19 protein-coding genes, 3 pseudogenes and 1 riboswitch are annotated in these 24,437 nt (G+C 35.2%); of the genes and pseudogenes, 15 read left to right on the top strand and 7 right to left on the bottom strand.

Annotation, left to right across the window (positions count from 1 at the left end; all coding sequences use genetic code 11):
• Positions 1 to 89: 89 nt before the first annotated feature.
• A pseudogene (gene bamD, locus A9G10_RS09575) lies at positions 90 to 818 on the bottom strand (outer membrane protein assembly factor BamD); the annotation flags it as partial.
• A gap of 89 nt (positions 819 to 907) precedes the next feature.
• Between bamD and rluD the strand changes: the two are divergent.
• Both rluD and pgeF read left to right on the top strand, forming a co-directional pair.
• Positions 908 to 1,882 (top strand): 23S rRNA pseudouridine(1911/1915/1917) synthase RluD, encoded by a 975-nt coding sequence (gene rluD, locus A9G10_RS09580; RefSeq protein ID WP_065559310.1) that lies wholly within the window; start codon positions 908 to 910, stop codon positions 1,880 to 1,882.
• A 10-nt stretch (positions 1,883 to 1,892) separates the two neighbouring features.
• On the top strand, positions 1,893 to 2,660 hold the full coding sequence (pgeF, locus tag A9G10_RS09585; RefSeq protein ID WP_065559497.1) for a peptidoglycan editing factor PgeF: 768 nt from the start codon (positions 1,893 to 1,895) through the stop codon (positions 2,658 to 2,660).
• A 354-nt stretch (positions 2,661 to 3,014) separates the two neighbouring features.
• Here pgeF and A9G10_RS09590 read toward each other — a convergent pair whose 3' ends face one another.
• Positions 3,015 to 3,629, bottom strand: coding sequence for a 7-carboxy-7-deazaguanine synthase QueE (locus A9G10_RS09590; protein ID WP_065559311.1), 615 nt, complete (start codon positions 3,627 to 3,629; stop codon positions 3,015 to 3,017).
• Between the two features lie 2 nt (positions 3,630 to 3,631).
• Positions 3,632 to 4,054, bottom strand: a complete 423-nt coding sequence (queD, locus tag A9G10_RS09595) for a 6-carboxytetrahydropterin synthase QueD (RefSeq protein WP_065559312.1) — start codon at positions 4,052 to 4,054, stop codon at positions 3,632 to 3,634.
• Positions 4,055 to 4,057: 3 nt separating this feature from the next.
• A riboswitch (PreQ1 riboswitch) is annotated at positions 4,058 to 4,103 on the bottom strand.
• A 283-nt stretch (positions 4,104 to 4,386) separates the two neighbouring features.
• Between queD and clpB the strand changes: the two genes are divergently transcribed.
• On the top strand, positions 4,387 to 6,957 hold the full coding sequence (gene clpB, locus A9G10_RS09600; RefSeq protein WP_065559313.1) for an ATP-dependent chaperone ClpB: 2,571 nt from the start codon (positions 4,387 to 4,389) through the stop codon (positions 6,955 to 6,957).
• 337 nt (positions 6,958 to 7,294) lie between these two features.
• The gene (locus A9G10_RS09605; RefSeq protein WP_065559314.1) at positions 7,295 to 8,098 is read left to right on the top strand and encodes a Cof-type HAD-IIB family hydrolase; all 804 of its coding nucleotides are present in this window, start codon (positions 7,295 to 7,297) and stop codon (positions 8,096 to 8,098) included.
• Between the two features lie 37 nt (positions 8,099 to 8,135).
• On the opposite strand, the gene A9G10_RS09610 is transcribed toward A9G10_RS09605, so the two are convergent.
• On the bottom strand, positions 8,136 to 8,897 hold the full coding sequence (locus A9G10_RS09610; RefSeq protein ID WP_065559315.1) for a DeoR/GlpR family DNA-binding transcription regulator: 762 nt from the start codon (positions 8,895 to 8,897) through the stop codon (positions 8,136 to 8,138).
• A gap of 242 nt (positions 8,898 to 9,139) precedes the next feature.
• Between A9G10_RS09610 and alr the strand changes: the two genes are divergently transcribed.
• Both alr and mltG read left to right on the top strand, forming a co-directional pair.
• Complete coding sequence (gene alr, locus A9G10_RS09615; RefSeq protein WP_065559316.1) at positions 9,140 to 10,228, top strand: alanine racemase; 1,089 nt, start codon at positions 9,140 to 9,142, stop codon at positions 10,226 to 10,228.
• Between the two features lie 6 nt (positions 10,229 to 10,234).
• A complete protein-coding gene (gene mltG, locus A9G10_RS09620) occupies positions 10,235 to 11,248 on the top strand; it encodes an endolytic transglycosylase MltG (RefSeq protein WP_442903222.1) in 1,014 nt (337 codons plus the stop codon).
• 99 nt (positions 11,249 to 11,347) lie between these two features.
• Here mltG and A9G10_RS13025 read toward each other — a convergent pair whose 3' ends face one another.
• Together A9G10_RS13025 and ampD are read right to left on the bottom strand one after the other, a co-directional pair.
• Positions 11,348 to 11,665, bottom strand: coding sequence for a YqcC family protein (locus A9G10_RS13025; protein WP_442903223.1), 318 nt, complete (start codon positions 11,663 to 11,665; stop codon positions 11,348 to 11,350).
• 6 nt (positions 11,666 to 11,671) lie between these two features.
• Positions 11,672 to 12,208: pseudogene (gene ampD / locus A9G10_RS13030) on the bottom strand (1,6-anhydro-N-acetylmuramyl-L-alanine amidase AmpD); the annotation flags it as partial.
• A gap of 200 nt (positions 12,209 to 12,408) precedes the next feature.
• On the opposite strand from ampD, the gene ppdD reads away from it, so the two are divergent.
• From ppdD to A9G10_RS09650, 5 genes and pseudogenes are all read left to right on the top strand, one after another.
• On the top strand, positions 12,409 to 12,840 hold the full coding sequence (gene ppdD, locus A9G10_RS09630; RefSeq protein ID WP_065559498.1) for a prepilin peptidase-dependent pilin: 432 nt from the start codon (positions 12,409 to 12,411) through the stop codon (positions 12,838 to 12,840).
• A 43-nt stretch (positions 12,841 to 12,883) separates the two neighbouring features.
• Positions 12,884 to 13,975 (top strand): annotated as a pseudogene (locus A9G10_RS09635) (GspE/PulE family protein); the annotation flags it as partial.
• Positions 13,972 to 15,147 carry a protein transport protein HofC gene (hofC, locus tag A9G10_RS09640; protein ID WP_065559320.1) on the top strand — a complete coding sequence of 392 codons (1,176 nt, stop codon included), beginning with the start codon at positions 13,972 to 13,974 and terminating at the stop codon, positions 15,145 to 15,147. The pseudogene A9G10_RS09635 and the gene hofC, both read left to right, overlap by 4 nt.
• A complete protein-coding gene (locus A9G10_RS09645) occupies positions 15,147 to 15,896 on the top strand; it encodes a prepilin peptidase (RefSeq protein ID WP_065559321.1) in 750 nt (249 codons plus the stop codon). Before hofC ends, A9G10_RS09645 begins: the two co-directional genes overlap by 1 nt.
• A 205-nt stretch (positions 15,897 to 16,101) precedes the next feature.
• Complete coding sequence (locus A9G10_RS09650; protein ID WP_065559322.1) at positions 16,102 to 17,256, top strand: M20 aminoacylase family protein; 1,155 nt, start codon at positions 16,102 to 16,104, stop codon at positions 17,254 to 17,256.
• 140 nt (positions 17,257 to 17,396) lie between these two features.
• Here the strand turns inward: A9G10_RS09650 and ygfZ are convergent, their stop codons facing one another.
• Positions 17,397 to 18,275 carry a tRNA-modifying protein YgfZ gene (gene ygfZ / locus A9G10_RS09655; RefSeq protein ID WP_065559323.1) on the bottom strand — a complete coding sequence of 293 codons (879 nt, stop codon included), beginning with the start codon at positions 18,273 to 18,275 and terminating at the stop codon, positions 17,397 to 17,399.
• Between the two features lie 271 nt (positions 18,276 to 18,546).
• Between ygfZ and ilvI the strand changes: the two genes are divergently transcribed.
• From ilvI to pyrG, 4 genes are all read left to right on the top strand, one after another.
• Complete coding sequence (gene ilvI / locus A9G10_RS09660; protein ID WP_065559324.1) at positions 18,547 to 20,265, top strand: acetolactate synthase 3 large subunit; 1,719 nt, start codon at positions 18,547 to 18,549, stop codon at positions 20,263 to 20,265.
• Entirely contained in the window at positions 20,265 to 20,762 is a 498-nt protein-coding gene (ilvN, locus tag A9G10_RS09665; RefSeq protein WP_065559325.1) for an acetolactate synthase small subunit, read from the top strand. Before ilvI ends, ilvN begins: the two co-directional genes overlap by 1 nt.
• Before the next feature lie 75 nt (positions 20,763 to 20,837).
• Positions 20,838 to 22,541 carry an IgaA/UmoB family intracellular growth attenuator gene (locus A9G10_RS09670; RefSeq protein ID WP_065559326.1) on the top strand — a complete coding sequence of 568 codons (1,704 nt, stop codon included), beginning with the start codon at positions 20,838 to 20,840 and terminating at the stop codon, positions 22,539 to 22,541.
• A 231-nt stretch (positions 22,542 to 22,772) separates the two neighbouring features.
• Complete coding sequence (gene pyrG, locus A9G10_RS09675) at positions 22,773 to 24,410, top strand: glutamine hydrolyzing CTP synthase (RefSeq protein ID WP_065559327.1); 1,638 nt, start codon at positions 22,773 to 22,775, stop codon at positions 24,408 to 24,410.
• Positions 24,411 to 24,437: the final 27 nt, after the last annotated feature.

The following is a 24,437-nucleotide window of genomic DNA, read 5'->3' on the forward strand; positions in this document are numbered from 1 at the left end:
GATATGAAGTGATTAATGGTTAATTAGCCGCCATTAAAGACACTAGTAAACCGTGAAAAGAATGACTTTTGTTCCTCTTTGGGTATGTTTTCAAGATTAGCTTGAATAAGTTTATCAACATTTTCGACTTCTGCAGTTAACCCTAATTCTTGATAAGCATTGCGCATTAACAATAGAGCAGATTTTGTTGAATCTGTATCGGGAAATAGGGATAGCATTTGTGTCACGCGATTAATAACAGCGACATATGCGCCACGTTTGGTATAAAATTCAGCTACTTTTAATTGATAACGAGCTATTCTATTTTTTAAAAAAACTAAGCGTTTTTGCGCATCAGCGGCATAATAACTTGATGGAAAACTGGAAACAAGGTAAGAAAAATCTTTAAAAGCAGTGATCGCATATTGGGAATCGCGATCTGAACGATCAACATTGAACCAACCCTGAATCATATTGTCATCTTGAGCCATATTAGATAGGCCACGCATATATATCACCCAATCAACATTTGGATGAGTTGGATTTAATTTTAAAAAACGGTCTATCAAGGCTACAGCAAGTGGTAAATCTGCAGTTTTGTAATATGCATAAATTAAATCAAGTTGAACTTGTTGAGAATAGGGACCAAAAGGATAACTTTTATCCAATGCTTCTAAAACAGTAATACTTGATTTTAAATTACCATTATCAAGTGCATCTTGTGCTTTACTATGGAGTTCAACCTCTGATACATTTTCAACATCAGGCTTTGTTGATGTACAACCAATAAGCACACCACTTAATGCGATAGCCAATAACGAGTGTAAGCGTAATTTCATTCAGTTTCCAATCCAAAAAATAAACAATAACCGTTATGATTAGTATATAATACTCTAAAACATATCAGCTTAAAATAGATAAATTACATATGCAAGAATTAAAATTATCAAATCAAATTGAGTCAACTCAACTTGGGATGCGTTTAGACCAAGCATTATCAGAACTTTTCCCCGATTATTCACGCTCAAGAATTAAAGACTGGATTATCAATAATAAAGTATTAGTAAACGATGTGATAGTTAATAAACCCAAAGAGAAAGTATTGGGTGGTGAAAAAATTATTATTCATGCTGAGATTGAAGAAGAGACTTATCATCAACCAGAAGATATTAAATTAAATATTGTTTATGAAGATGATGATATTTTAGTGATAAATAAACCACGAGATTTAGTTGTTCACCCCGGTGCAGGTAATCCAAATGGCACAGTTTTAAATGCGTTATTACATTACTTCCCTGAAATTGCTCGCGTTCCACGTGCAGGTATCGTTCATCGGTTGGATAAAGACACGACCGGTTTGATGGTCGTTGCTAAAACTATCGTTGCCCAAACGCATTTAGTCGAATCGCTACAATTAAGAGAAATAACCCGTGAGTATGAAGCGGTAGCTATGGGTATTATTACAGCGGGGGGAACGATAGATCAGCCGATTACCCGACACCCTACCAAACGAACTCATATGGCTGTGTTTCCGACAGGAAAACCTGCTGTAACACATTATCGTGTTTTAGAAAAATATCGATTGCATACAAGATTGCGTTTACGATTAGAAACTGGACGAACACACCAAATTCGAGTACATTTAGCACATATTGCTCATCCTTTGGTCGGTGATCCTCTTTATGGCGGACGTCCAAGACCACCAAAAGGGGCCAGCGAAACACTTATTAACACATTACGAGAATTTGATAGGCAAGCATTACATGCAACCATGTTAAGGTTATATCATCCAGTAACGGGAGAGCAAATGGAATGGCATGCGCCTATACCAGAAGATATGCAAAGACTAGTTAAAGCATTACAAGAAGATACAGAATTATATAAACATGAGCTAGATTGGTGAAAGAAAAATGATTAAATCGATTTATCCTTATTGGTTTGCGCCGAAAAATGTTCGTGCGTTGACCACAACACGAATGGGCGGTGTCAGTATGCCGCCATTTGAAAGTTTGAATATGGGAGGGCGTACTGGTGATAATATAAATGATGTTGCAGAAAACCGAAAACGCTTAATTATCGCTGAACAAATACCTAGCGAACCTTATTGGCTTAATCAAACTCATAGTACTGTCGCCCTCGATATTTCACAAATAAAATTACAACCCCCCACTGGAATCGTTAATAATAAACAAATATTTGAAGCTGACGCGGCTTATACTCATCAAGCAAAGCAAGTGTGTGTTGTTTTAACTGCCGATTGCATGCCTTTATTATTTTGCTCTTCGAAAGGCGATGAGGTTGCGGCAGCGCATGCTGGTTGGCGAGGATTGTGCAATGGAATTTTAGAAGAAACCGTTAAAAAGTTTTCCTGTAAACCATCCGAAATTATGGTTTGGATGGGACCCGCCATAAGTGCCAAAAAATATGAAGTAGGGGAAGAAATAAAAAAACAATTTGAAGCCATTGATCCAGAAGCAAAAAGTGCATTTAAATTAATCAATATACCAGAGCAAAAATATTTGGCCGATCTCTACCTAATTGCCAAACAACGTTTGAATTCAATAGGTGTAAATAAAATATTTGGTGGTGATTATTGTACTTATACAGAACAAGATAAATTCTTTTCTTATCGACGAGAAAACCGAACAGGAAGAATGGCATCAATGATTTGGTTTGAGTGATATTTAAAAAAATGGTGCAAACATTTTCAGATTAGCTGGCAAATAAAGAAACCAATCATGGCGTTCCTCAGGTGTTCTATTTTGGAGACTAAAAAATATAAAATTTCTCTTCTGCCAGCTAAATAATCATTTTTATTTGTTTAACTTAGAGAAGCTAAGTCAATTTTCATTAAAAATTCGTCTTTCAGGTTTTGTACAAGTTAATCTTAACTAATATTATGCAAGATTCAAACACGTTATTCTTATCTTCACAACAAAAAATGTATTAAATTATTAAGTTATAAAACCATCACCATCGTTCAGGGCAAAATGATGAGCCGTTAACGGTAAACAGATGTGCTTTTTCGTGATCAATTATTCAATATTAGCAAATTTGTGTGTTTGGATATTCAGTAACCATTTATTTTCAATACGATTTTGATTAATTTGTCCAAGTAATGTGATAGTTTCATACATGTTAAACTCGCCATTTTTTTCACAAGGCGATAAGTAATAGCGTTTAGCTTGAATATTTTGTTCAATATATTGGCAAAACGAAATGAAGTCAGGATGATTTTCAGCAACGATTCTCACTTCGTTAGCACTAGACTGGACTATTTTTTGATAACGTGATTGATAGCAAAACTTAGGACTGAGAGCGATATAATCAATTAAATCGTCTACTTTACCTAAACCATTACTTTCAATAGCCATAAAATAACCCGCTTGTTTAAGGGGGAAGAGTAATTTAGACAGATTTTTAACTAAGGTTGGCTCGCCACCAGTGATAATGATATTTTTGCTTTTATACTGCTTCACTTTGTCGAGAAGTTGATCTAATGTGAAACGGGTATATTGACGAAAATTGGTATCACACCAACGACAATTCAGATTACAACCTGCCAATCGAATAAAAATGGCGGGCATACCAGTATTATAACCTTCGCCTTGCAGTGATTCGAAGATTTCAACAATACGAAACTCAAGCATAGTTAACTCCGTTGATATTCGCAGTAAGAGCTTGGGGTTTCCCACAGTTTAATCTTTGATATGGGTAAATAGTTCGATAAACAATCAAAAATGTATTGACTCATTCCTTCAGCGGTTGTTCGACACGGAAAAGCAAAGGTTTTCCGATCCATTTCTTGCAATAAGGTAGCAATACGGCATTCATTAACATTATTTTGGTGATAAAGATAAGCATGATCGAGAGGATCAATAATATGTTTTTTTACAATGGATTTGAGATCAGCATAATCCATTACCATATCTTCGCTCGAACCCTTATTAATGAGTTCACCACTAATTTCGACGACTAAACGGTAAGTATGACCATGCAGGTTATGACATTTCTTGTTATGCCCGTCTAACATGTGACAAGCATCAAATTGGAACTCTTTGGCAATTTTGAACATTTTACATTCCTAGTTTTTTTTCGTGGGATGGATTACGAACCACGGTTAGTTAACCTAACAGAAGAAAGCGGTTAATATAATTGATATCAAGTTATTTGTCACCTTTCAATTATTATCTGAAACCAGATATCCTGTTTAGGATGCGATTCTAAATATATTTAAATTTATCATTTTTAGGTCTAAAATGTTTTGCGTTAGTTAATTTTTATTATCTGTAAAAAAATTCTTGACAAGCTCTTGAAATTTTTCCTTCCACACTCATTTAGTCATTATGCAAATGGAATAAGTGTTTAATCATTTATGCCAAATTTATTGCTAAGGAGATAGATAATATGAGGTTAGATAAACTCACAAACAAATTTCAACAAGCTTTAGCTGATGCACAGTCTTTGGCATTAGGTAAAGATAATCAATATATAGAGCCTATTCATGTACTCTCAGCAATGCTTAATCAAGAAGGTAGTAGTGTTAAACCATTATTGGCTGCTGCTGGGGCAAATAATGCCATTTTACAACAAGAATTAAATCAATCTATTGACCGATTACCTCAAGTGCAGGGTGTCGGTGGCGAAGTTATCCCTTCTCAAGATTTAATTAAAGTTTTAAATTTATGCGATAAATTATCTCAAAAAAATGGAGATAGTTATATCTCTTCAGAGCTATTTATATTAGCCGCATTAGACGAAAAAGGGAGCCTTGGCGATATCCTGAAAAAATCGGGTGTCACTAAAGATAAATTTCTTCAAGCAGTCAATCAATTAAGAGGAAGCGACAACGTGAATGATCCAAATGCAGAAGATCAACGTGGTGCGTTGAAAAAGTATACTATTGATTTAACACAGCGTGCAGAACAAGGTAAACTCGATCCGGTTATTGGACGTGATGAAGAGATTCGCCGTACGATACAAGTGTTACAACGTCGTACCAAAAATAACCCTGTGTTAATTGGTGAACCGGGTGTGGGTAAAACTGCGATTGTTGAAGGATTAGCACAACGTATTGTGAATCGTGAAGTCCCCGAAGGATTACGTAATAAACGTGTCTTATCCTTGGATATGGGAGCCTTAATTGCTGGTGCTAAATATCGCGGTGAGTTCGAAGAGCGTTTGAAAGCTGTCCTTAAAGACATCGCTAAAGAAGAAGGTCGTATCATTCTATTTATCGACGAAATTCACACCATGGTCGGTGCAGGTAAAGGCGATGGTGCTATGGATGCCGGTAACATGTTAAAACCAGCTTTAGCGCGAGGTGAATTACACTGCGTTGGGGCAACAACACTTGACGAATATCGTCAATATATTGAAAAAGATCCTGCATTGGAACGTCGTTTTCAAAAAGTTTATGTGGCTGAACCGACTGTTGAAGATACCATTGCCATTTTGCGTGGTTTGAAAGAGCGTTATGAATTGCATCATCATGTTCAAATTACCGATCCAGCCATTGTGGCAGCGGCAACCTTATCGCATCGTTATATTTCAGATCGTATGTTGCCAGATAAAGCCATTGATTTGATTGACGAAGCTGCATCGAGTATTCGTATGCAAATGGATTCTAAACCAGAATCATTAGATCGTCTTGAAAGACGTATCATTCAACTTAAACTTGAGCAACAAGCGCTTAAGAAAGAGTCGGATGATGCCAGTAAAAAACGACTTGAGATGTTAAATAATGAACTTGCTGAAAAAGAAAAGGATTATGCGTCACTTGAAGAAGAGTGGAAATCAGAGAAAGCTGCACTTTCGGGCACTCAGAATATCAAAGCAGAGTTGGAAAAAGCTCGCACTGAGATAGAACAAGCTCGTCGAGCTGGGGATTTAAACAAGATGTCGGAATTGCAATATGGCAAAATTCCGGAACTTGAAAAGAAACTCGCAACAGCTACGCAATTAGAAGGTAAAACCATGAAATTATTGCGTAACAAAGTGACCGATAACGAGATTGCCGAAGTATTATCGAAAGCGACGGGTATTCCTGTTTCAAGAATGCTTGAAAGCGAAAAAGATAAATTATTACACATGGAAGAAGCTTTACATAAACGTGTTATTGGGCAAGATGAAGCCGTTGTCGCTGTTGCAAATGCTATTCGTCGTAGCCGTGCTGGTCTTTCTGATCCGAATAAACCGATTGGGTCTTTCTTATTCTTAGGTCCAACAGGTGTGGGTAAAACCGAACTTTGTAAAGCATTGGCAAACTTTATGTTCGATAGTGAAGATGCCATGGTACGGATTGATATGTCTGAATTCATGGAAAAACATTCCGTTGCTCGCTTAATTGGTGCGCCTCCTGGTTATGTTGGTTATGAAGAGGGCGGCTATTTAACCGAAGCCGTACGACGTCGACCTTATTCAGTGATTCTACTTGATGAAGTGGAAAAAGCGCATCCGGATGTCTTTAATATTTTATTACAAGTCTTAGATGATGGTCGCTTAACTGACGGACAAGGACGTACAGTGGATTTCCGTAATACGGTTATCATCATGACATCTAACTTGGGTTCTGACTTAATTCAAGGACAAGTTGAGCTTAGTTATGACGAAATGAAAGCATTAGTTATGACTGTGGTAACTAAACATTTCAGACCTGAATTTATCAACCGTATTGATGAAACGGTGGTCTTCCATCCACTAGGTCAAGAAAACATCAAAGCGATTGCTAGAATTCAATTGGCACATGTTGAAAAACGCTTAGATGAGCGAGGTTATGAAATGGATATTTCTGATGCAGCGTTAGAGCATCTTGCTAAAGTTGGTTTCGATCCAATTTATGGTGCAAGACCGCTAAAACGCGCTATTCAACAAGAAATAGAAAACCCATTAGCACAACAAATATTGTCCGGTAAATTAGTACCAGGTAAAACCATTCATTTGGATTTAGTTGGTGATAATATCGAAGCTAAACAGTAATCAACAAATAAACCGACCTTAATGGTCGGTTTTTTATTATATTGCTATCACTTTAAGAGTGTATGTTGCGGTAAATAAGTCATCGACAATTTTAGTTCTCTCAATAATCAATCGATCCATTCTCGTTTTTACTCATTTGCACAAATAATAACTTTAATATATTAATAATATTAAGTATTTCCTATTTTAAAAACATCAATAGAATTTAAATTAGTTCATTTTTTGTGATCGTGATCTCATCCTAAACTATTACAATATTGCCAAATCGAGCATAAAGAATCATAATCAATCATATCTTGATTGATTAAATAAAATTGCAATGAAAAAGGATAATAAAATGATTAAATTGATTATAAGTGATCTAGATGGGACATTTTTAAATAGCCAAGGTGATTATGACCGTCAGCTATTTTCGCAAGTGTATGCACTCATGGCTGAACAACAAATTCATTTTGTGGCATGTACCGGTAAACAATGTGAACGGGTTGAAGAACTCTTTGGTGATTACAGCGACAAAATCTGGATAGTCGGTGATAGCGCAACGACCATAAAACATAAAGGTGAATTTATTTATCGCTCATTCATCCCTAATGAACTAGGGCAGCGTATGATAAAAACCTTGGAACAAGTTAGTAAAGAGCACGTTATCATTGCTTGTACTGCTCAAGGAGCCGTCATCAAAGCCCATTTACCTGAACGATTAAAAGCTAAAGTCAGAGGTTCATATGCAACAATAATTGAAGTGGATGATCTTGCTATTATTGGTGATGACTTTATCAAAATCACTGTATATGATGAAAAAGGGCAATGTTTACAAACTCGACAGCATTTAACCCCGTTTGAAAACCAAGCTTATATTGTGGTGTCTGAAGCTGCATGGATTGATATCACTCAGCATGATGTTCATAAAGGAAATACTATCAAAAAATTACAACAGCTACTTAAGGTAAGTTATCATGAAACCATGGCATTTGGTGACGGTTACAACGACATAGAATTACTTGAACAAGCGGAGTACAGTTTTGCAATGCGTAATGCATTTGAAGAAACCAAAGCTGTCGCAAAATTTATCACCGGTTTTAATGATGATAGTGCGGTACTAAATACGATAAAGCAACTAATTGAATTACAAAGCAACTGATGCCATGCTCAGATTCAGTTGATGACAGCTGAATCTATTAAGCGATTTCAATTTTTAGATTAAAATCTTCAAAGCCCTCAATTTTGCTATCTCGACTAGCGATAATGATATCTATATCTTCACAAGTGGCAACTTTATAACGTGCAATTTGAAGCATTTTGTCGGCAATCACCGCGGCTATAACTTCATTGCTTTGCCTAATGACCTCTTTTTTGAAGCAGGCATCATCATAATAAACTGCGCTTAACCCCGCATGTGGGTCAAGTCCACAGACGCCAATAAAGGTTTGATCGAAAACCATATTTCGGATCTGATTAACGGTATCAGCGCCCATTGTTCCCCCAGTTAATGGATTGACTTTGCCACCTAATAAAATGAGTTCACCATTGGTACGGCTACTTAAGACCGAAGCAATTTGAGGTGAATTGGTGACAATCGTTAATGTCAAATTTTGTGGGATATAACTTGCCATTGCTAAATAGGTAGAGCCCGTATCAATAAAAATACAGGAGTTATCTTTGATTAATTTTGCACATTGTATTGCTACCGAAGATTTTTCATCTACACTTTGACTAACACGAGTTTCAAATGTGGCTGATTGTTTTAAATGGCTAACAGCTCCACCATATACACGCTTGCAAACACCATCACGGGCTAGTTTTTGTAAATCTCGACGAATCGTATGTTCTGAAACACCTAACAATTTAATTAAATCAGCACTGACAACACGTCCTTTTTCAGTCAGAAGCTGCCGGATAAAAGATTGGCGTTGTTCAGGAAATAAATTATAATCAATCATCTATTATCCTTTAAAAAATTATGCTGATTTCTAAAAATATCTTTAATGATCATACCGTTTTCTAGCAAATTATCCTATAATTTTTTAGAAAGATAAATTACTTATTCCCCCGAGTTGTTTAATTAACTTATTGATTGTGTGGTTTTTTTGTATTAAAACTTGATTAACCTTTCATTTTTTATTTGTTATTATTTAGAACAGAAATTAAAATATCTTTTTTTACCTGAGTTAGGTTGGAAGTAATGTCTATTGCTGTCGTTAATGTTAACCGTCAAGCTATTCTGCATAATATTGAGTATGTTAGACGAAATTCACCTAATAGCACTTTAATGGCTATTCTTAAAGCAAATGCTTATGGTCATGGGATTGCTGGCATTGCTCAATTATTATCTGATAAGGTCGATTACTTTGGGGTTGCAAGACTTTCTGAAGCGCTTTTGTTACGGCAAATTGGGATTATTACCCCCATTGTTTTGTTGGAAGGTTTTTTTCCTCATGATGAGATAACGGATTTAATTGATTTTAATTTGCAAACAGTAGTTCATTCAAGTTGGCAAATTGATGCGTTAAATGCGATTAAAATTGAAAATCAAATCACAGTTTGGTTCAAAATTGATACGGGTATGCATCGTCTAGGGTTTCGTTTTGATGAGGCTCAAGGTGAATTTAATCGATTAGCAAGTTGTTGCGTTGTGCGTAAACCATTAAATATTATCAGTCATTTTAGTTCTGCTGATGATTTTTCTTCCGACCAAACGTCAAATCAATGTTTGCTGTTGGACGAATTTGTTGAATCAATTTCTAACAAATCATTGCTTCACAAGCAATCTATTGCTGCTTCTGGCGGTATTCTTGCTTGGCCAAATTCACATCGTGATGTGATTCGATTAGGTATTGCTTTGTATGGAGTTTCTCCTTTTGAGAATCCTATTGCGGAATTACACCCAGCAATGACGTTTAAGTCAGAACTAATTGCAGTAAGAAAGCATAAAAAGGGTGAATCTGTGGGGTACGGGCAAATTTGGACAAGTCATAAAGAGACAAAATTAGGTGTTGTTGCAATGGGATATGGTGATGGGTATCCTCGCGGTATACCCGAGAATACGCCTGTGTTAATTAATGGCAGACGTGTTCCTATTGTGGGGCGTGTTTCAATGGACATGATTATTGTTGATCTGGGTCAGAATAGTTCGGATAAACCAGGAGACGAAGTCATTTTTTGGGGAAAGGAGTTGCCGGTAGAAGAAATTGCTAAACATACAGGTATCAGTGCATATGAATTATTAACGCGCTTAACTACACGAGCTAAGGTTCACTATATAGATAAATAAGTTATGATTAAAAAAATATTTTTATACACGTTTTTGGCAATAATTTTAGTTGTCACCGCTTCGCTTGCGTTGGGTTACTATTTTTTACAACAGTTTTCTAAACAGCATATTCATGTTAACGATGATAATAAAGTGTTTATTATCAAAAAAGGAACGTCAATACATCAGTTAGTTGAACAAATAGATCAAGCAAATTTAATGGATAGGGCTTATCTACTTCCTTATTTGTATAAATTAAATCCTGAATTAAGTTCTATTAAAGCTGGGGGATATAAGTTAGAACCCCATATGACTGTTGATGAGTTTCTACAATTATTAGTGTCAGGAAAAGAAAGCAGTTTTACGCTAAGATTTGTAGAAGGGAAGCGAGCCAATGATTGGTTAAATACCATGAAAAATACCCCTTACATTCAACAAACTTTGGTTGATAAATCAAGCGATGATATTGCAAAAATTTTAGGTATTGAGGGGCCTCTTGAAGGGTGGCTTTCGCCAAATACTTATCTTTATACGGTCGACACCTTAGATATTAATATTTTAAAACGTGCTCATCTCACTATGAAAAATAACTTGCAAAGAGTGTGGGAAAATCGTGATAGTGGGCTGCCATATAGCACGCCGTATGAATTACTTATTATTGCCTCAATTATTGAAAAAGAGACTAGTCTTAGTTCTGAACGTGCGAATGTCGCATCTGTTTTTGTTAATCGATTAAAAGCAAAAATGAAGCTGCAAACCGATCCTACAATTATTTATGGTTTAGGTGATAAATATACCGGTAAAATTAGACGTATTGATATGACCGATAAGACTAATCCTTATAATACCTATGTTATTAATGGTTTACCACCTACGCCTATTTCAATGCCAAGTTTAGCGTCGTTAGAAGCTGCGGCACATCCTGCTGATACCAAATATCTATTTTTTGTCGCTAATGGTAAGGGAGGACATACGTTTACGACGAATTACAATAGCCATTTAAAAGCAGTTAATGAGTATCGAAATAAGTTAAAAAAATAAAAATTGTTTTCTTTATTAAAATTACCGCGGACAGAACGCGGTAATTAACTTCTCAGATCTATTCAATATCACCTTTTCAAATGTTTAAGCCATCATTAACTATTTTGATTGGGTCAATTCATCAAGTTGTTTTATTAGATCTAACAAATGGTCAATATTTTTATCTGACTCTTTTAACGCTTCTTCAAAATAGGGGTGTAATGCAAAGGGTGGAATAGCCGAATTTGCATCAATTATAGCTCGAATTCGGGGTATAAAAATCCATTGTAACCATTCGTATGATTTCATGGTATCAAGAGCAAAAGGTTGTTGACTTAAAAAAGCATCCTGACTGGGTGGCAATGCTTGCCATAAATCTATTTTTTTTAACGCTTGCTCAATTCGTTCTAATTGATCTTTAATTAAATTAGCTTGCATTTTGTTAGCAAGCAAATGCCTATAATATTGCCAATCAAAATAAGGTCCGGGATCTGTTTTACGTTCTGGCGCAATGTCACTGTGTCCGGTGATATTGTTAATTGGATAAGTTTGTTGTAGTAAAAGGGTAACTTTTGCCAGTTGTTGATATTGCACTTCGGTAAATTTTTCACTATCACATCCTTCCAATTCGATTCCTATTGAAAAATCATTACAATTTTCTTGTCCTTCAAATGCTGATATACCTGCGTGCCATGCTCGTTTATCAAAAGGCACAAATTGAATCATCTCACCGTCACGGCGAATAAATAGGTGGCTTGATACCTGCATTTGATAGATATCGGCAAAATAAGGGTGTTCATTTGGATCAAGCTGACCTGTGAAAAGCTGTTCTACATAAGGGCCACCAAATTGATTGGGCGGAAGGCTAATATTATGTATTACCAATAATGAAATTGGTTTATCACTTGGTCGATCATTATAAAATGGTGAAATGACCTGTTTTACACCTTGTAACCAACCATTAACGATCTTTAAGGACATATTGACTCCCTATCTTATAAAACTTTGTTATCAAATGACTGATTTGTGATTTGACTTCCAATAATTTGAATAATGATGAAATCAGAAAAACAATTATTGTTATTCTTTTTCCATATTTGGCATACCGTTATTATTTCATTTTTTTTAAACGCTATAAAGTTGCTTGTGTTTCGATAGCAATTTAATAACAGAGAATGAATATGAACAAACAATCGGGATTTTCTTTATTTGAACTCATGATAGCAATTATAGTGATTGCTATTTTAACGGCAATTGGTTTGCCGGCTTATCAAGGTTATGTAAAAAAAGCAGCCATGACCGATATGCTACAAGCCATGACCGCTTATAAAACAGCGGTAGAAATATGTGTGATTGAGCAAGGTGGATTAGCAAATTGTAATAATGCAAGTAATGGTATTCCAATGACTAAATCAACCAATTATGTCACCTCCGTGACTGTCACAAATGGGGTAATTCAATTAGTTGGACAAAATGCTTTATCTACCTTAACAGTAACAATGACACCAACGCTGAATATAAACCATGGTAGTGTTGATTGGTCACGTAGCTGCGTAACCAATCCTGTTGATGTAAGCTTAAATAGTATATGTGAAGATATCTTTAAATTTTAATTAATGCAACATTAAAATGGTTTTAGTCATGCAAGAAGATCAACTAGTCGACAGCATAGATAAATTATTGCTTAAAGCATTAAAAAAACGTGCTTCGGATATTCACTTTGAACCTTATCAACAAAGTTATCGAATTCGTATGCGGATTGACGGTGTATTGCATACCATGCTGGCTCCTCCTTTAACATTGGCAAAGCAAATTGTTGCCAGATTGAAAATAATGGCAAAGTTGAATATCGCAGAACAGCGATTACCCCAAGATGGGCAATTGGTGATAGATCGTTATGCGATGCGGATTTCAACCATACCGGTTATGAATGGTGAAAAAGTGGTATTACGCTTGCTCGATAACCATGATTCACCACGGTCAATTCACGATTTGGGATTAACGGATAGGGATCTTACTCGGTTTCAACAAATATTAAATTACCCACAAGGACTAATTTTAGTTACAGGGCCGACAGGCAGCGGTAAAACAGTAACGCTTTACAGTGGACTGAAAACATTAAACCTGCCTCAGTGTAATATCTGTAGCGTAGAAGATCCGATTGAAATACCGGTTGAAGGTATTAATCAAACCTCTGTAAATATGAAAATTGGGTTAACTTTTGCAACCATTTTACGGGCTTTGTTAAGGCAAGATCCAGACGTAATGATGATTGGTGAAATTCGTGATCATGAAACAGCAGAAATAGCCATTCAAGCTGCACAAACCGGACATTTAGTCCTGTCTACCTTACATACTAATTCAAGTATAGAAGCGATAACACGTTTGAATCAAATGGGAATAGAGCGATATCTCATCTCTGCTTGTGTCAAATTAATTATCGCTCAACGATTAGTACGTAAGTTATGTTGTCATTGTAAAGTGGTGGCGAGCGAGCTGATTAGGCTAGGACAAAAGCCAATTCCACATTATATCGCAATCGGATGTGAGGACTGCGTAGGTGGTTACTCAGGACGAATAGGGTTATATGAATTTTTAACTATCACCCCTGAAATTCAACAACAAATTTTAAATCAACAGGTTATTACACCTTCAAATCAAATTTCTTTAAGGCAATCAGCTGAACAATTAATACAGCAAGGGATAACGACTTTAGCTGAAATAAATAGAGTATTAGGTGAAACATGAAAAGGCTCTATTATTGGTATGACATCAATTTTGTAGAACATAAAATTATAGCTGCTTCACAAAACGAAGCGCGACGGCAATTATTATTGCAAGGGGATATCGCCATAAAATTCAGGGCAGGTCACTATGTATTTTCAAGTAGTTTTAATCGTATTGAATTATTTGTTTTGACAAAACAACTGGCTACCATGCTAAAAGCTGGATTGCCTTTGCTTGAAATTTTGCATTTACTTGCGCATGAACACCCTAAACAGCATTGGCAATGTTTATTGACAGAAATTGCAGAGCAACTAGCTAAAGGGGAACGACTATCAACAGTACTAACTCAACATCAATCTGTCTTTCCTCCACTTTATGCTGAAATTATTGCAACAGGAGAATTAACAGGACAGCTTGATTTGAGTTTTGAACAATTGGCTTTTCAAATAGAGGCATCAATCAATTTACAAAAACGACTAAAAAAAGCATTGCGTTATCCATTATTCCTTTTGTTTATGTCAGTTATTGTAACACTAATTATGTTATTGATTGTATTACCTAAATTTGTAGATATTTATCAAAGTTTTGAAGCTGAACTTCCCTTTTTTACATTATTAATTATTGATTTATCTTACTATATTCAGAATAACTATGGGAAATGGGTCGGCATGATTGGTTTGTTTTGGCTTATTTATCACTATCACTTAAAAAAATATTACCCCTCAAAAATGGATAAATTAATATTGAAATTACCCTTTTTGAATTCGTTAATTCATACTTTGCATTTAACCCAAATATTTCAGACTCTTTCTATCACGCAAATAGCAGGTATTCCTATATTGAGTGGGTTGAATGCGGTTGCAACAATTATGCAAAATTACCATTATCGTCATGTTGTTTATCAAATTATCGCCGGAATTGAACAAGGTCATTCATTCAGTGCTGTTATCGATAAGCAAAGTTTATTGCCTCCATTGTGTAGTCAATTGATCTTGGTTGGTGAAGAGTCAGGTACATTAGATTTGATGCTAAAACAACTAGCAGAATATTATCAGGAACAACATCAAACTTTGACTGATAACATGATACAGTTGTTTGAACCGCTGTTGATGTTAATTTTAGGTTTGATAATTGGTGGCTTAATTATTGCCTTGTATTTACCGATTTTCCAATTGGGGGATGTTATTCATTGATGATTTGGTTGATTATTGGATTGGGAATGTGTTTGGGTAGCTTCATTCATGTGGCTTATTGTCGTTTTAAGCCTAACTATTCAGGGTATGAATATTTGATTGCCATTTCTTTTCATCGCTCTCGTTGTCCGCATTGTCACAAACAACTTAGATTTTGGCAACTGTTTCCTGTTTTTTCTTGGCTATTACTGAAGGGAAAATGCTGGTCATGCAAAGGGAAAATTCATTATCGCTATATCATGTTTGAAGTTTTATTTGCGGTTATTTTTGCTATTCTATTTTTGACAAAAGGTTGGAATTTAAACACGATTTTATTAATGATATTAGCGTGTTATTTTGTCTTGTTGGCAATGATAGATCTAAAATATTATTTATTGCCAGATCGATTTACTCAACCCTTACTATGGTCAGGGATTTTAGTTGGCTATTTTAATCTATTTGGCATTACGTTAAATAAAGCGATCACTGGCATTATTTGGGGGTATTTTTTATTAATAGTCCCTAAAGACTTATTTTATTTGCTGACCAAAAAACAGGGGCTAGGGCAAGGTGATGTTAAGTTATTAGCTGCTTTAGGCGCATGGATATCTTATGATGACCTTCCCTTTTTGTTAGTTTTTTCATCATTTTTAGCTATCGTTTATTATCTTATTTTGCGTTATGGATTCAGTGATCAATCAATAACTCTTATTCCATTTGGTCCGTTTTTGTTAATTTCGGGTTACTTGATTTTTTATTACCATGTGTAAGTTTTTTCAGTTATATACAGTTTTAAAAGCCGTTTTAATGTTCGATTGAAAATAGAGGCATTTAACTAGATTTGAATGTGAAACTTATAACTAAAATTAATAATCATAGTAAAATTAGTTATTTTTATTAAGAATGATATCGTATTATAGTGGCTATTAATTCGAGGTATAACTGGTCAATCAATTAGTTAGAAAGGAATAATTAATGGACTCAATTACACAACTAAAAAATGAGATGATCTCATGGCGTCACTATATTCACTCTCATCCCGAAACCGCATTTGAAGAAACTAATACCACTCAATTTATTATTGAAAAGTTGAAATCATTTGGTATATCAGAATTATACACTGACTTTGCACCAACAGGGGTTGTTGGCATCATAAAAGGTAATAAAGAAGGGCGGATGATTGCCTTACGTGCGGATATCGATGCCTTGGATATTACCGAAGAAAATAATATTGATTATTGTTCAACAATACACGGAAAAATGCATGCTTGTGGTCATGATGGACATACAGCAACGTTATTGGGGACGGCGAAATATTTGAGCCAGCATCGTGATTTTAGTGGAACGGTAGTTGTCATCTTCCAACCAGCCGAAGAAAACGAAGGGGGTGGTCGTGTAATGGCGGAAAATGGGCTATTTGATAAATTGCCTATAGAAGCAGTATATGGAATTCACAATCAGCCAAATATGGCATTAAATCATTTCTATATTAATCATGGTGCCATAATGGCATCCTATGATGTATTTGAAATTACTGTCACTGGTGTTGGCGCACATGCAGCGGCACCGCATTTGGGTAAAGATACAATTTTAACTGCAACACAAATTGTCAATGGATTACAAAGTATTGTGAGCCGTAATGCCGATCCTCTTAGCTCGTTAGTTGTCAGCGTAACACAAATTCATAGTGGTGATACTTGGAATGTATTACCTCAACAAGCTGTAATTCGAGGAACAGTTAGAGCATTTAGTTCTGATGTGCAGGACATGGCTGAATCAAGAATCAAACAGATAGCACAAGGCATAGCATCAACTTTTGATGCCAAAGCGCAAGTCAATTATCAGCGTCGTTATCCTGCTACCATAAACTATGCTAAGCAGGCGGATATAGCCATTATCGCAGCAAGAAAAGTGGTGGGCGATAATAATGTAACGATTGATCCGCCCCCTTCAATGGGATCTGAAGATTTTGCCTTTATGTTACAAAAGGTGCCCGGTGCTTATGTTTGGTTAGGTGCAGGGCAGGGAGCGAATTTGCATAATCCTGCTTATAATTTTAATGATGATCTATTAACAACGGGTGTAAACTATTTTGTGCAAATTGTTTATCAAGAGTTAGGTAAGGGATAATTAAAGATTTCATTGATAGCTAGAAGATATTTATTTAAATTCTAGCTATTTTTATCAATTCAATTTGTTTAATTTCAATGAATATAAATTGAAAAATCGATATCGTTTTTAATTTGAATGATTAATAGCAAACTAACTAATCAATGAAAATTTAGCTTGCTTGTTGATTGTCCTTTAATTCTAAAGTCAGTATTGATATCTATACCATTAGGTAGTACTACTTGTACATACACATCATGATTTTGATTAAGTTTTAGTGCTGCTAGCACTTTTCCCCCTTCTCGCCAATTCCCTTCTATTTGATATTCTATCGTATCACCAATGATAGGTAGTACATCGCTTTTGCCAGATAATAGATAAAGCCCTCGTTTATTTGTGCCACGAAATTGCGCTCTAGCAACCATTTCTTGTCCGCAATAACAACCTTTATCAAAACTAATGGCATTATAGAGTTGTAAATTACACGCTTGCGGTAATAAACTTTCTGTATTTTCACTATCGATAATGGCATAGCCTGCTTCTAAATCGAGTTGTAACCATTTATTGCTTGGTTGTAAATGACTTTCAATAGGCTGTGGCGTAATGACAATGATTCGAGGTTGAGGTAACATTAATTTAATATAAGTAGTGTCATTTTCACTAATACAATTATCATTATCGAATTTTGATAGAATTTTCTCTGGTAATGCATCAGCCATAATTCCATACATATTTAAATCTTGTACCTTTTCAATCGTCACTTTGGAAAAAATAGCATATTTTTTTAGTTCGGCAATTTGCTTATCTGCAACACTTTTACGCACTAAATAATATATCTCAGCACCGCGCATAAATAATAAAAGATTACTCCACATTCTTCCTTTTGCATCACAATGAGCAGCAAACAATGCTGAGTGCTCGGAAAGATTTTTCATATCAATAGTCACTTGACCTTGTAAATATTTAAGATTGTCTTCCCCTATCACTTTTACTAATTGCCAATCAGCCAGCGAGATAGGTTCCAAAGAATAATTGCTCATGATAATACCTTTTAGGAATAATATGTCGGGTTTAGATAAGACTTAAATAGACTCTTCCAAAGTGTATAGAAAAAACATAAAAATAACAATAAAACACAAGAATTATATTTTGCGTTAATTTTTTTAACAGTATGTTTTATATTGACTTTTATTGACATTTGTATACGCTGTTATCTTATAAAGAAAATTAATAACCTTATTCAGTTTATTGATTTAATGTAGTAGTTAATGCAAAATAAATGACTAATTTGTAATATTGGAGGCAACAACGATGGCAAAACTGTCAGGCGCAGAAATGGTCATTCAATCTTTGATTGATCAAGGAGTAAAACAGATATTTGGTTATCCCGGTGGTAGTGTTCTTGATATCTACGATGCAATTCATACTTTAGGTGGCATAGAGCATATATTAGTTCGTCATGAACAAGCCGCTGTACATATGGCAGATGGTTATGCTAGGGCTACAGGTGATGTTGGTGTTGTACTGGTAACATCAGGGCCTGGCGCGACGAATACAATTACCGGTATTGCGACTGCCTACATGGATTCTGTGCCATTGGTTGTTATTTCGGGTCAGGTAGCAAGTAACTTGATTGGAAATGATGCCTTCCAAGAGTGCGATATGGTCGGTATATCACGTCCGATAGTCAAACATAGTTTTCTAATAAAAGACAGTAAAGACATTCCTGAAATCATTAAGAAAGCTTTCTTTATTGCGTCAACAGGTAGACCTGGTCCAGTTGTGATTGATCTACCAAAAGATATTGTTAATCCTGCTAATAAATATAATTACCATTATCCTAAATCTGTTTCAATGCGTTCATATAATCCAACTATTCAAGGACATAAAGGACAAATTAAAAAAACATTAACGACATTATTGGCAGCTAAAAAACCCGTCTTGTTTATTGGTGGCGGAGTAATTAGCGCCGGTGCAAGTGATGCAATTAAAAGTTTAGCCGAAAAATTGAATCTCCCTGTTGCGTCAACATTAATGGGGATAAGTGCTTTTCCTGGTACAGATAAACACTATTTAGGCATGATTGGAATGCATGGGGTGTATGAAGCCAATATGGCGATGCATAATGCCGATGTAATAGTTGCTGTTGGTGCCAGATTTGATGATAGAACAACCAATAATGTTGAAAAATATTGTCCGAAAGCAAAAATAATACATATTGATATTGATCCAACATCAATTTCAAAAACAATTTCTGCCACTATTCCTGTTGTGGGTGATGCTAAAGTAGTGGTTGAAACGATGTTATCCGAACTTAATGAATTGCAAGCTGATCGTGATCTTGATGCATTAGTGGATTGGTGGAAACAAATTGATCATTGGCGTTCACGTCACTGTTTAGCTTATAGTCATGAAGGTGAAAGCATCAAACCACAAGAAGCAATTGAAGTTTTGTATAAATTAACGCAAGGTAATGCATTTGTCACCACTGATGTAGGTCAACATCAAATGTTTACTGCTTTGTATTATCCATTTGATAAACCGCGTCATTTTATTACTTCTGGTGGTCTAGGTACCATGGGGTTTGGTCTTCCTGCTGCGCTCGGGGTGAAACTTGCTTTTCCTGATCAATGTGTCGTATGTGTAACTGGTGATGGTAGTATTCAAATGAATATTCAAGAACTTTCAACTGCTTTACAATATGGTTTACCGGTTATTGTTTTAAATCTGAATAACCGTTTTTTAGGCATGGTTAAACAGTGGCAAGATATGATTTATGCAGGGCGACATTCTTGTTCATATATGGAGTCATTGCCCGATTTTGCAAAAATAGCGGAAGCTTATGGTCATGTTGGTATGGTCATTACCAAACGTGAAGATCTGGAAACAAAACTAAAAAAAGCCTTGTCAATTAAAGATCGATTAGTCTTTATTGATGTCATGACCGATGCAACTGAACATGTCTACCCAATGCAAATACGTGGTGGAGCAATGAACGAAATGTGGCTGAGTAAAACGGAGAGAACCTAATGCGATATATTTTATCAATTTTAACAGAGAATGAACCTGGGGCTTTATCTCGAATTATTGGTCTGTTCTCACAACGTGGTTTTAATATTGAAACCATCACGACAGCACCGACAGAAGATCCGACCATGCACAGAATGACCATTCAAACAACAGGTGATGAACATGTGCTAGAGCAGATTCAAAAGCAGCTTCATAAACTTGTCAATGTTTACCGTGTACATGATTTAACCGAAGGGCCTCATGTTGAACGAGAAATTATGTTAGTGAAAGTGGCCGCTAAAGGGTCTGATGCACGAGATGAAGTCAAACGTTGTGCCGATATTTTTAGAGGCTCGATTGTCGATGTTACCGCAACGCATTACATTGTTCAATTATCGGGTACAAGTGAAAAACTTGATTCTTTCCTATTGTCGATACGTGAAACTTGTCATATTGTCGAAATGGTTCGATCGGGAATTATTGGATTATCGCGTAGTGAAAAAACGGCAAATCACTAAATAAAAGAATAAGATTGACCAATTTTATCGATTAAATATAACTATAATAATGTTTCATAAGGAATAAGTCACAACATGAATATACTTGGTTTAATATTTGTCATTCACATTTTGGTTTTGATCGTTTCATCGATTAGAAAAAACTTTAAAAGTGCCAAAAAAAAGAAAAAGTTAATGGAAAAAAACTATATTGTTGATCTTAAGCCTATCAGGCAATTATCCGCACTAGAAGAACGTCTTATAACACCTTATCTAAAAACAACGAAACATTTATCTTCAGAGGTAAAAGAATCGTCATTAATCAATTCAGATGTAATATCTATATCTGGCAAATTAGTCAAACAAAATATTAATCACTATGTTGGCGAAACACTTTTTTATAAAATTAATAATATTGATGTTGTTATCCCCTATGATATGGATCGTTTTATCTTAGATGATAATGTGGCTGAAGTAGTTTTCACTGAAGACTATGCAATTGTGATCAGGTTAAATGATCACGATATTCGTTATGCAGCGCATCAAAATATCATCAATGAAAAAAAATTAGAAAATGATGAAATGGAGTATTGGGCAAATGAGTTTTTTGATGTTCAACATCCAGAAAATCATAATCATGACAATGAGACGATAAACAATCGCATTGAAAATCAACAAAAATTTGGTTATGAAATTTTAATGACACGACAAGAAACACCGTTAGAATCAGCGTATCGAAATAAAAATAATAAAGGGATAATTGCGGTATTTTTTTGCTTTTTAACAATTAATTATTTTTTAGATTTTTGGCAAAGTAATGAACTATTTGATCTGTTTTTGTTTGGTCTAAATTTAGTTGCAGTTATCTATTTTTATCGCCGTAAACCAAAGTCTAAAGTCAAAATTCAATATGTTAATCGAATAAGAGGAAAAGTTAAAAATAAAAACTCTAAAACGAAACAAATTACTGTTGGTCACAATTCTATTTTAAATTATCCTGATAATTGGCAAGCATATATTCCCGAGCATACGTTAACCAATGTTGAGCTTGATGTTACTTTTGAGGATAAAAAAATAATTCGTTATGGTTATACACTGTCTGTTTCGAAAGAGGTTGAAAATTTTGGGTCGCCAAAGTTTACGGGGCGTAATTTATGGCTTTTTCTTGTAGGTATTATTTTGACATTTATTGTTTATGCAAAAGCCAATGTCAAAGATAATATCTTTTATATGTATCACTTTACGAATCATGATCTAAAAAGTTGGAATTTTGATGATAGTTCACAATTATTAACCAACAATCTAAAAGAGGGCGATTGGGTAAATGTTACCACGGAAGGGGCACTTTGTGATAAATATAACAAAAAGGTAAAAAGTAAGTGTGAAAAAGTAGAAATTCATAATCAAACCGATAATGCTTCTTTCACCATTACGCTGAAAAATAAGTTTTTTAACGAAACGGATAGCAAAGACCAAGAGGATTTAGAATCTAATCGGGTTTCGAATTTCACTTCTTTAAATAGTTTGGATAGCCAATCGGGGCGAGTCAATTTTTCTGGATTAGTTTCAGATATCTATTATCGGGATGATAATTCTATCTCAGGATTTACGATTAATCCTGACATTAGATATCAAATTAATGAACAAGACAGGTTGTTACCCATTATTTTAAGTATCTCTTTATTTGCTTTATTTGCATTGGGTACGATTTTTAATGGTTTAATTTTCGTTTGGAAACGGATACAAAATCGAATTCGTAAAAGTAAGATTAAAAACTTTTATGCTCATCTTACAATTTAGATTTATTGCCGAGGATAATTCTGTTTTCCAATTAAAGTTGATTAGATTGAGTAGCATTAAATATATCTAATCAGCTTAATTAAAACATCTGTTAAAGATAATTATTCAATTGTGAGCAAGGTCAGATTCTGTTATACTATTTTCCCGTCTGATTTATCGTATATTGTGTTGCTTTTATCGTTTGAAAACGACTCAATATTGTTCTTATAAATTAATAATGGTCTGGTATTAATGGTCACGAATTATATTTTTGTTACAGGCGGTGTCGTTTCTTCTCTTGGTAAAGGCATTGCCGCAGCATCACTCGCTGCAATTTTAGAAGCCCGCAATTTAAAAGTCACCATGTTAAAACTTGATCCCTATATTAATGTCGATCCGGGTACAATGAGCCCGATTCAGCATGGTGAAGTTTTTGTGACGGAAGATGGGGCAGAAACGGATCTTGATTTAGGTCATTATGAGCGTTTTATTCGCACTAAAATGACGCGCAAAAATAACTTCACAACAGGGCGTATCTATTCCGATGTATTACGTAAAGAACGTCGTGGGGACTATTTAGGCGCAACTGTTCAAGTCATTCCACATATTACCAATGAGATTAAATCTCGCGTTATTGCAGGAGCTAAAGGCTTCGATGTTGCTATTGTTGAAATCGGTGGCACAGTTGGGGATATTGAATCACTCCCATTTTTAGAAGCTATTCGTCAATTAGCGGTTGATGTGGGTCGAGAACATACCTTATTTATGCATTTAACCCTAGTGCCATATTTAGCTTCTGCTGGAGAAGTTAAAACAAAACCTACACAACACTCAGTCAAAGAGTTGTTATCTATTGGTATTCAACCTGATGTGTTAATCTGTCGTTCAGATCGTATCATTCCAGCTAATGAGCGAGCAAAAATTGCACTATTTTGTAATGTGCCTGAACGTGCAGTTATTTCATTAAAAGATGTCGATTCAATTTATAAAATCCCTGCTCTTTTAAAATCACAAAATTTAGATACTTTTGTCTGCAATCGATTCCATCTTGATTGCGTTGAGGCAGATCTTTCCGAGTGGGAACAAGTGATTTATGAAGAAGCTAATCCTGTTGGTGAAGTCACCATAGGTATGGTAGGTAAATATACTGAATTACCTGATGCTTATAAATCTGTTAACGAAGCATTGAAACATGGTGGACTGAAAAACCGTTTAACAGTTCATATTCGTTATATTGATTCAGAAGATCTTGAATCACGTGGTACGGATTTACTTGCAGGCTTAGATGCGATTTTAATTCCTGGTGGATTTGGGTATCGTGGCGTAGAGGGTAAAATCATTGCTGCACGCTATGCGCGTGAAAACCAAATTCCTTATTTAGGTATTTGTCTTGGAATGCAAGTCGCCATGATTGAGTATGCCCGTAATGTGGCTGGAATTAAAGACGCAAATTCTACCGAATTTGTTAAAGATTGTGCGAATCCAATCATTGCGTTAATCACTGAATGGAGTGATGAATCGGGTAATGTGGTACAACGTAATGAAAATAGTGATTTAGGTGGTACTATGCGACTTGGTTCTCAGATATGTCATTTAGAACCAAACTCATTAGTATTTGACATGTATAAAAAAGAGTCAATCACTGAGCGTCATCGTCATCGTTACGAAGTGAATAACAATTTATTACCTGAAATTGTAAAAGCAGGATTAAAAGTAACCGGGCTTTCAACTGATAGAAAATTAGTCGAAATTATTGAGGTTCCTAATCATCCGTGGTTTGTTGCTTGTCAATTCCATCCAGAATTTACCTCGACACCACGAGATGGGCATCCACTGTTTAGTAGTTTTATAAAAGCTGCCAAGGAGTATCAGCAGCTACAACAAAAATAGTTTTAAAGTTTTACATTTGTAATATAT

Source organism: Gilliamella sp. wkB308, assembly GCF_001690185.1.
Lineage (GTDB): Bacteria > Pseudomonadota > Gammaproteobacteria > Enterobacterales > Orbaceae > Gilliamella > Gilliamella apicola_I.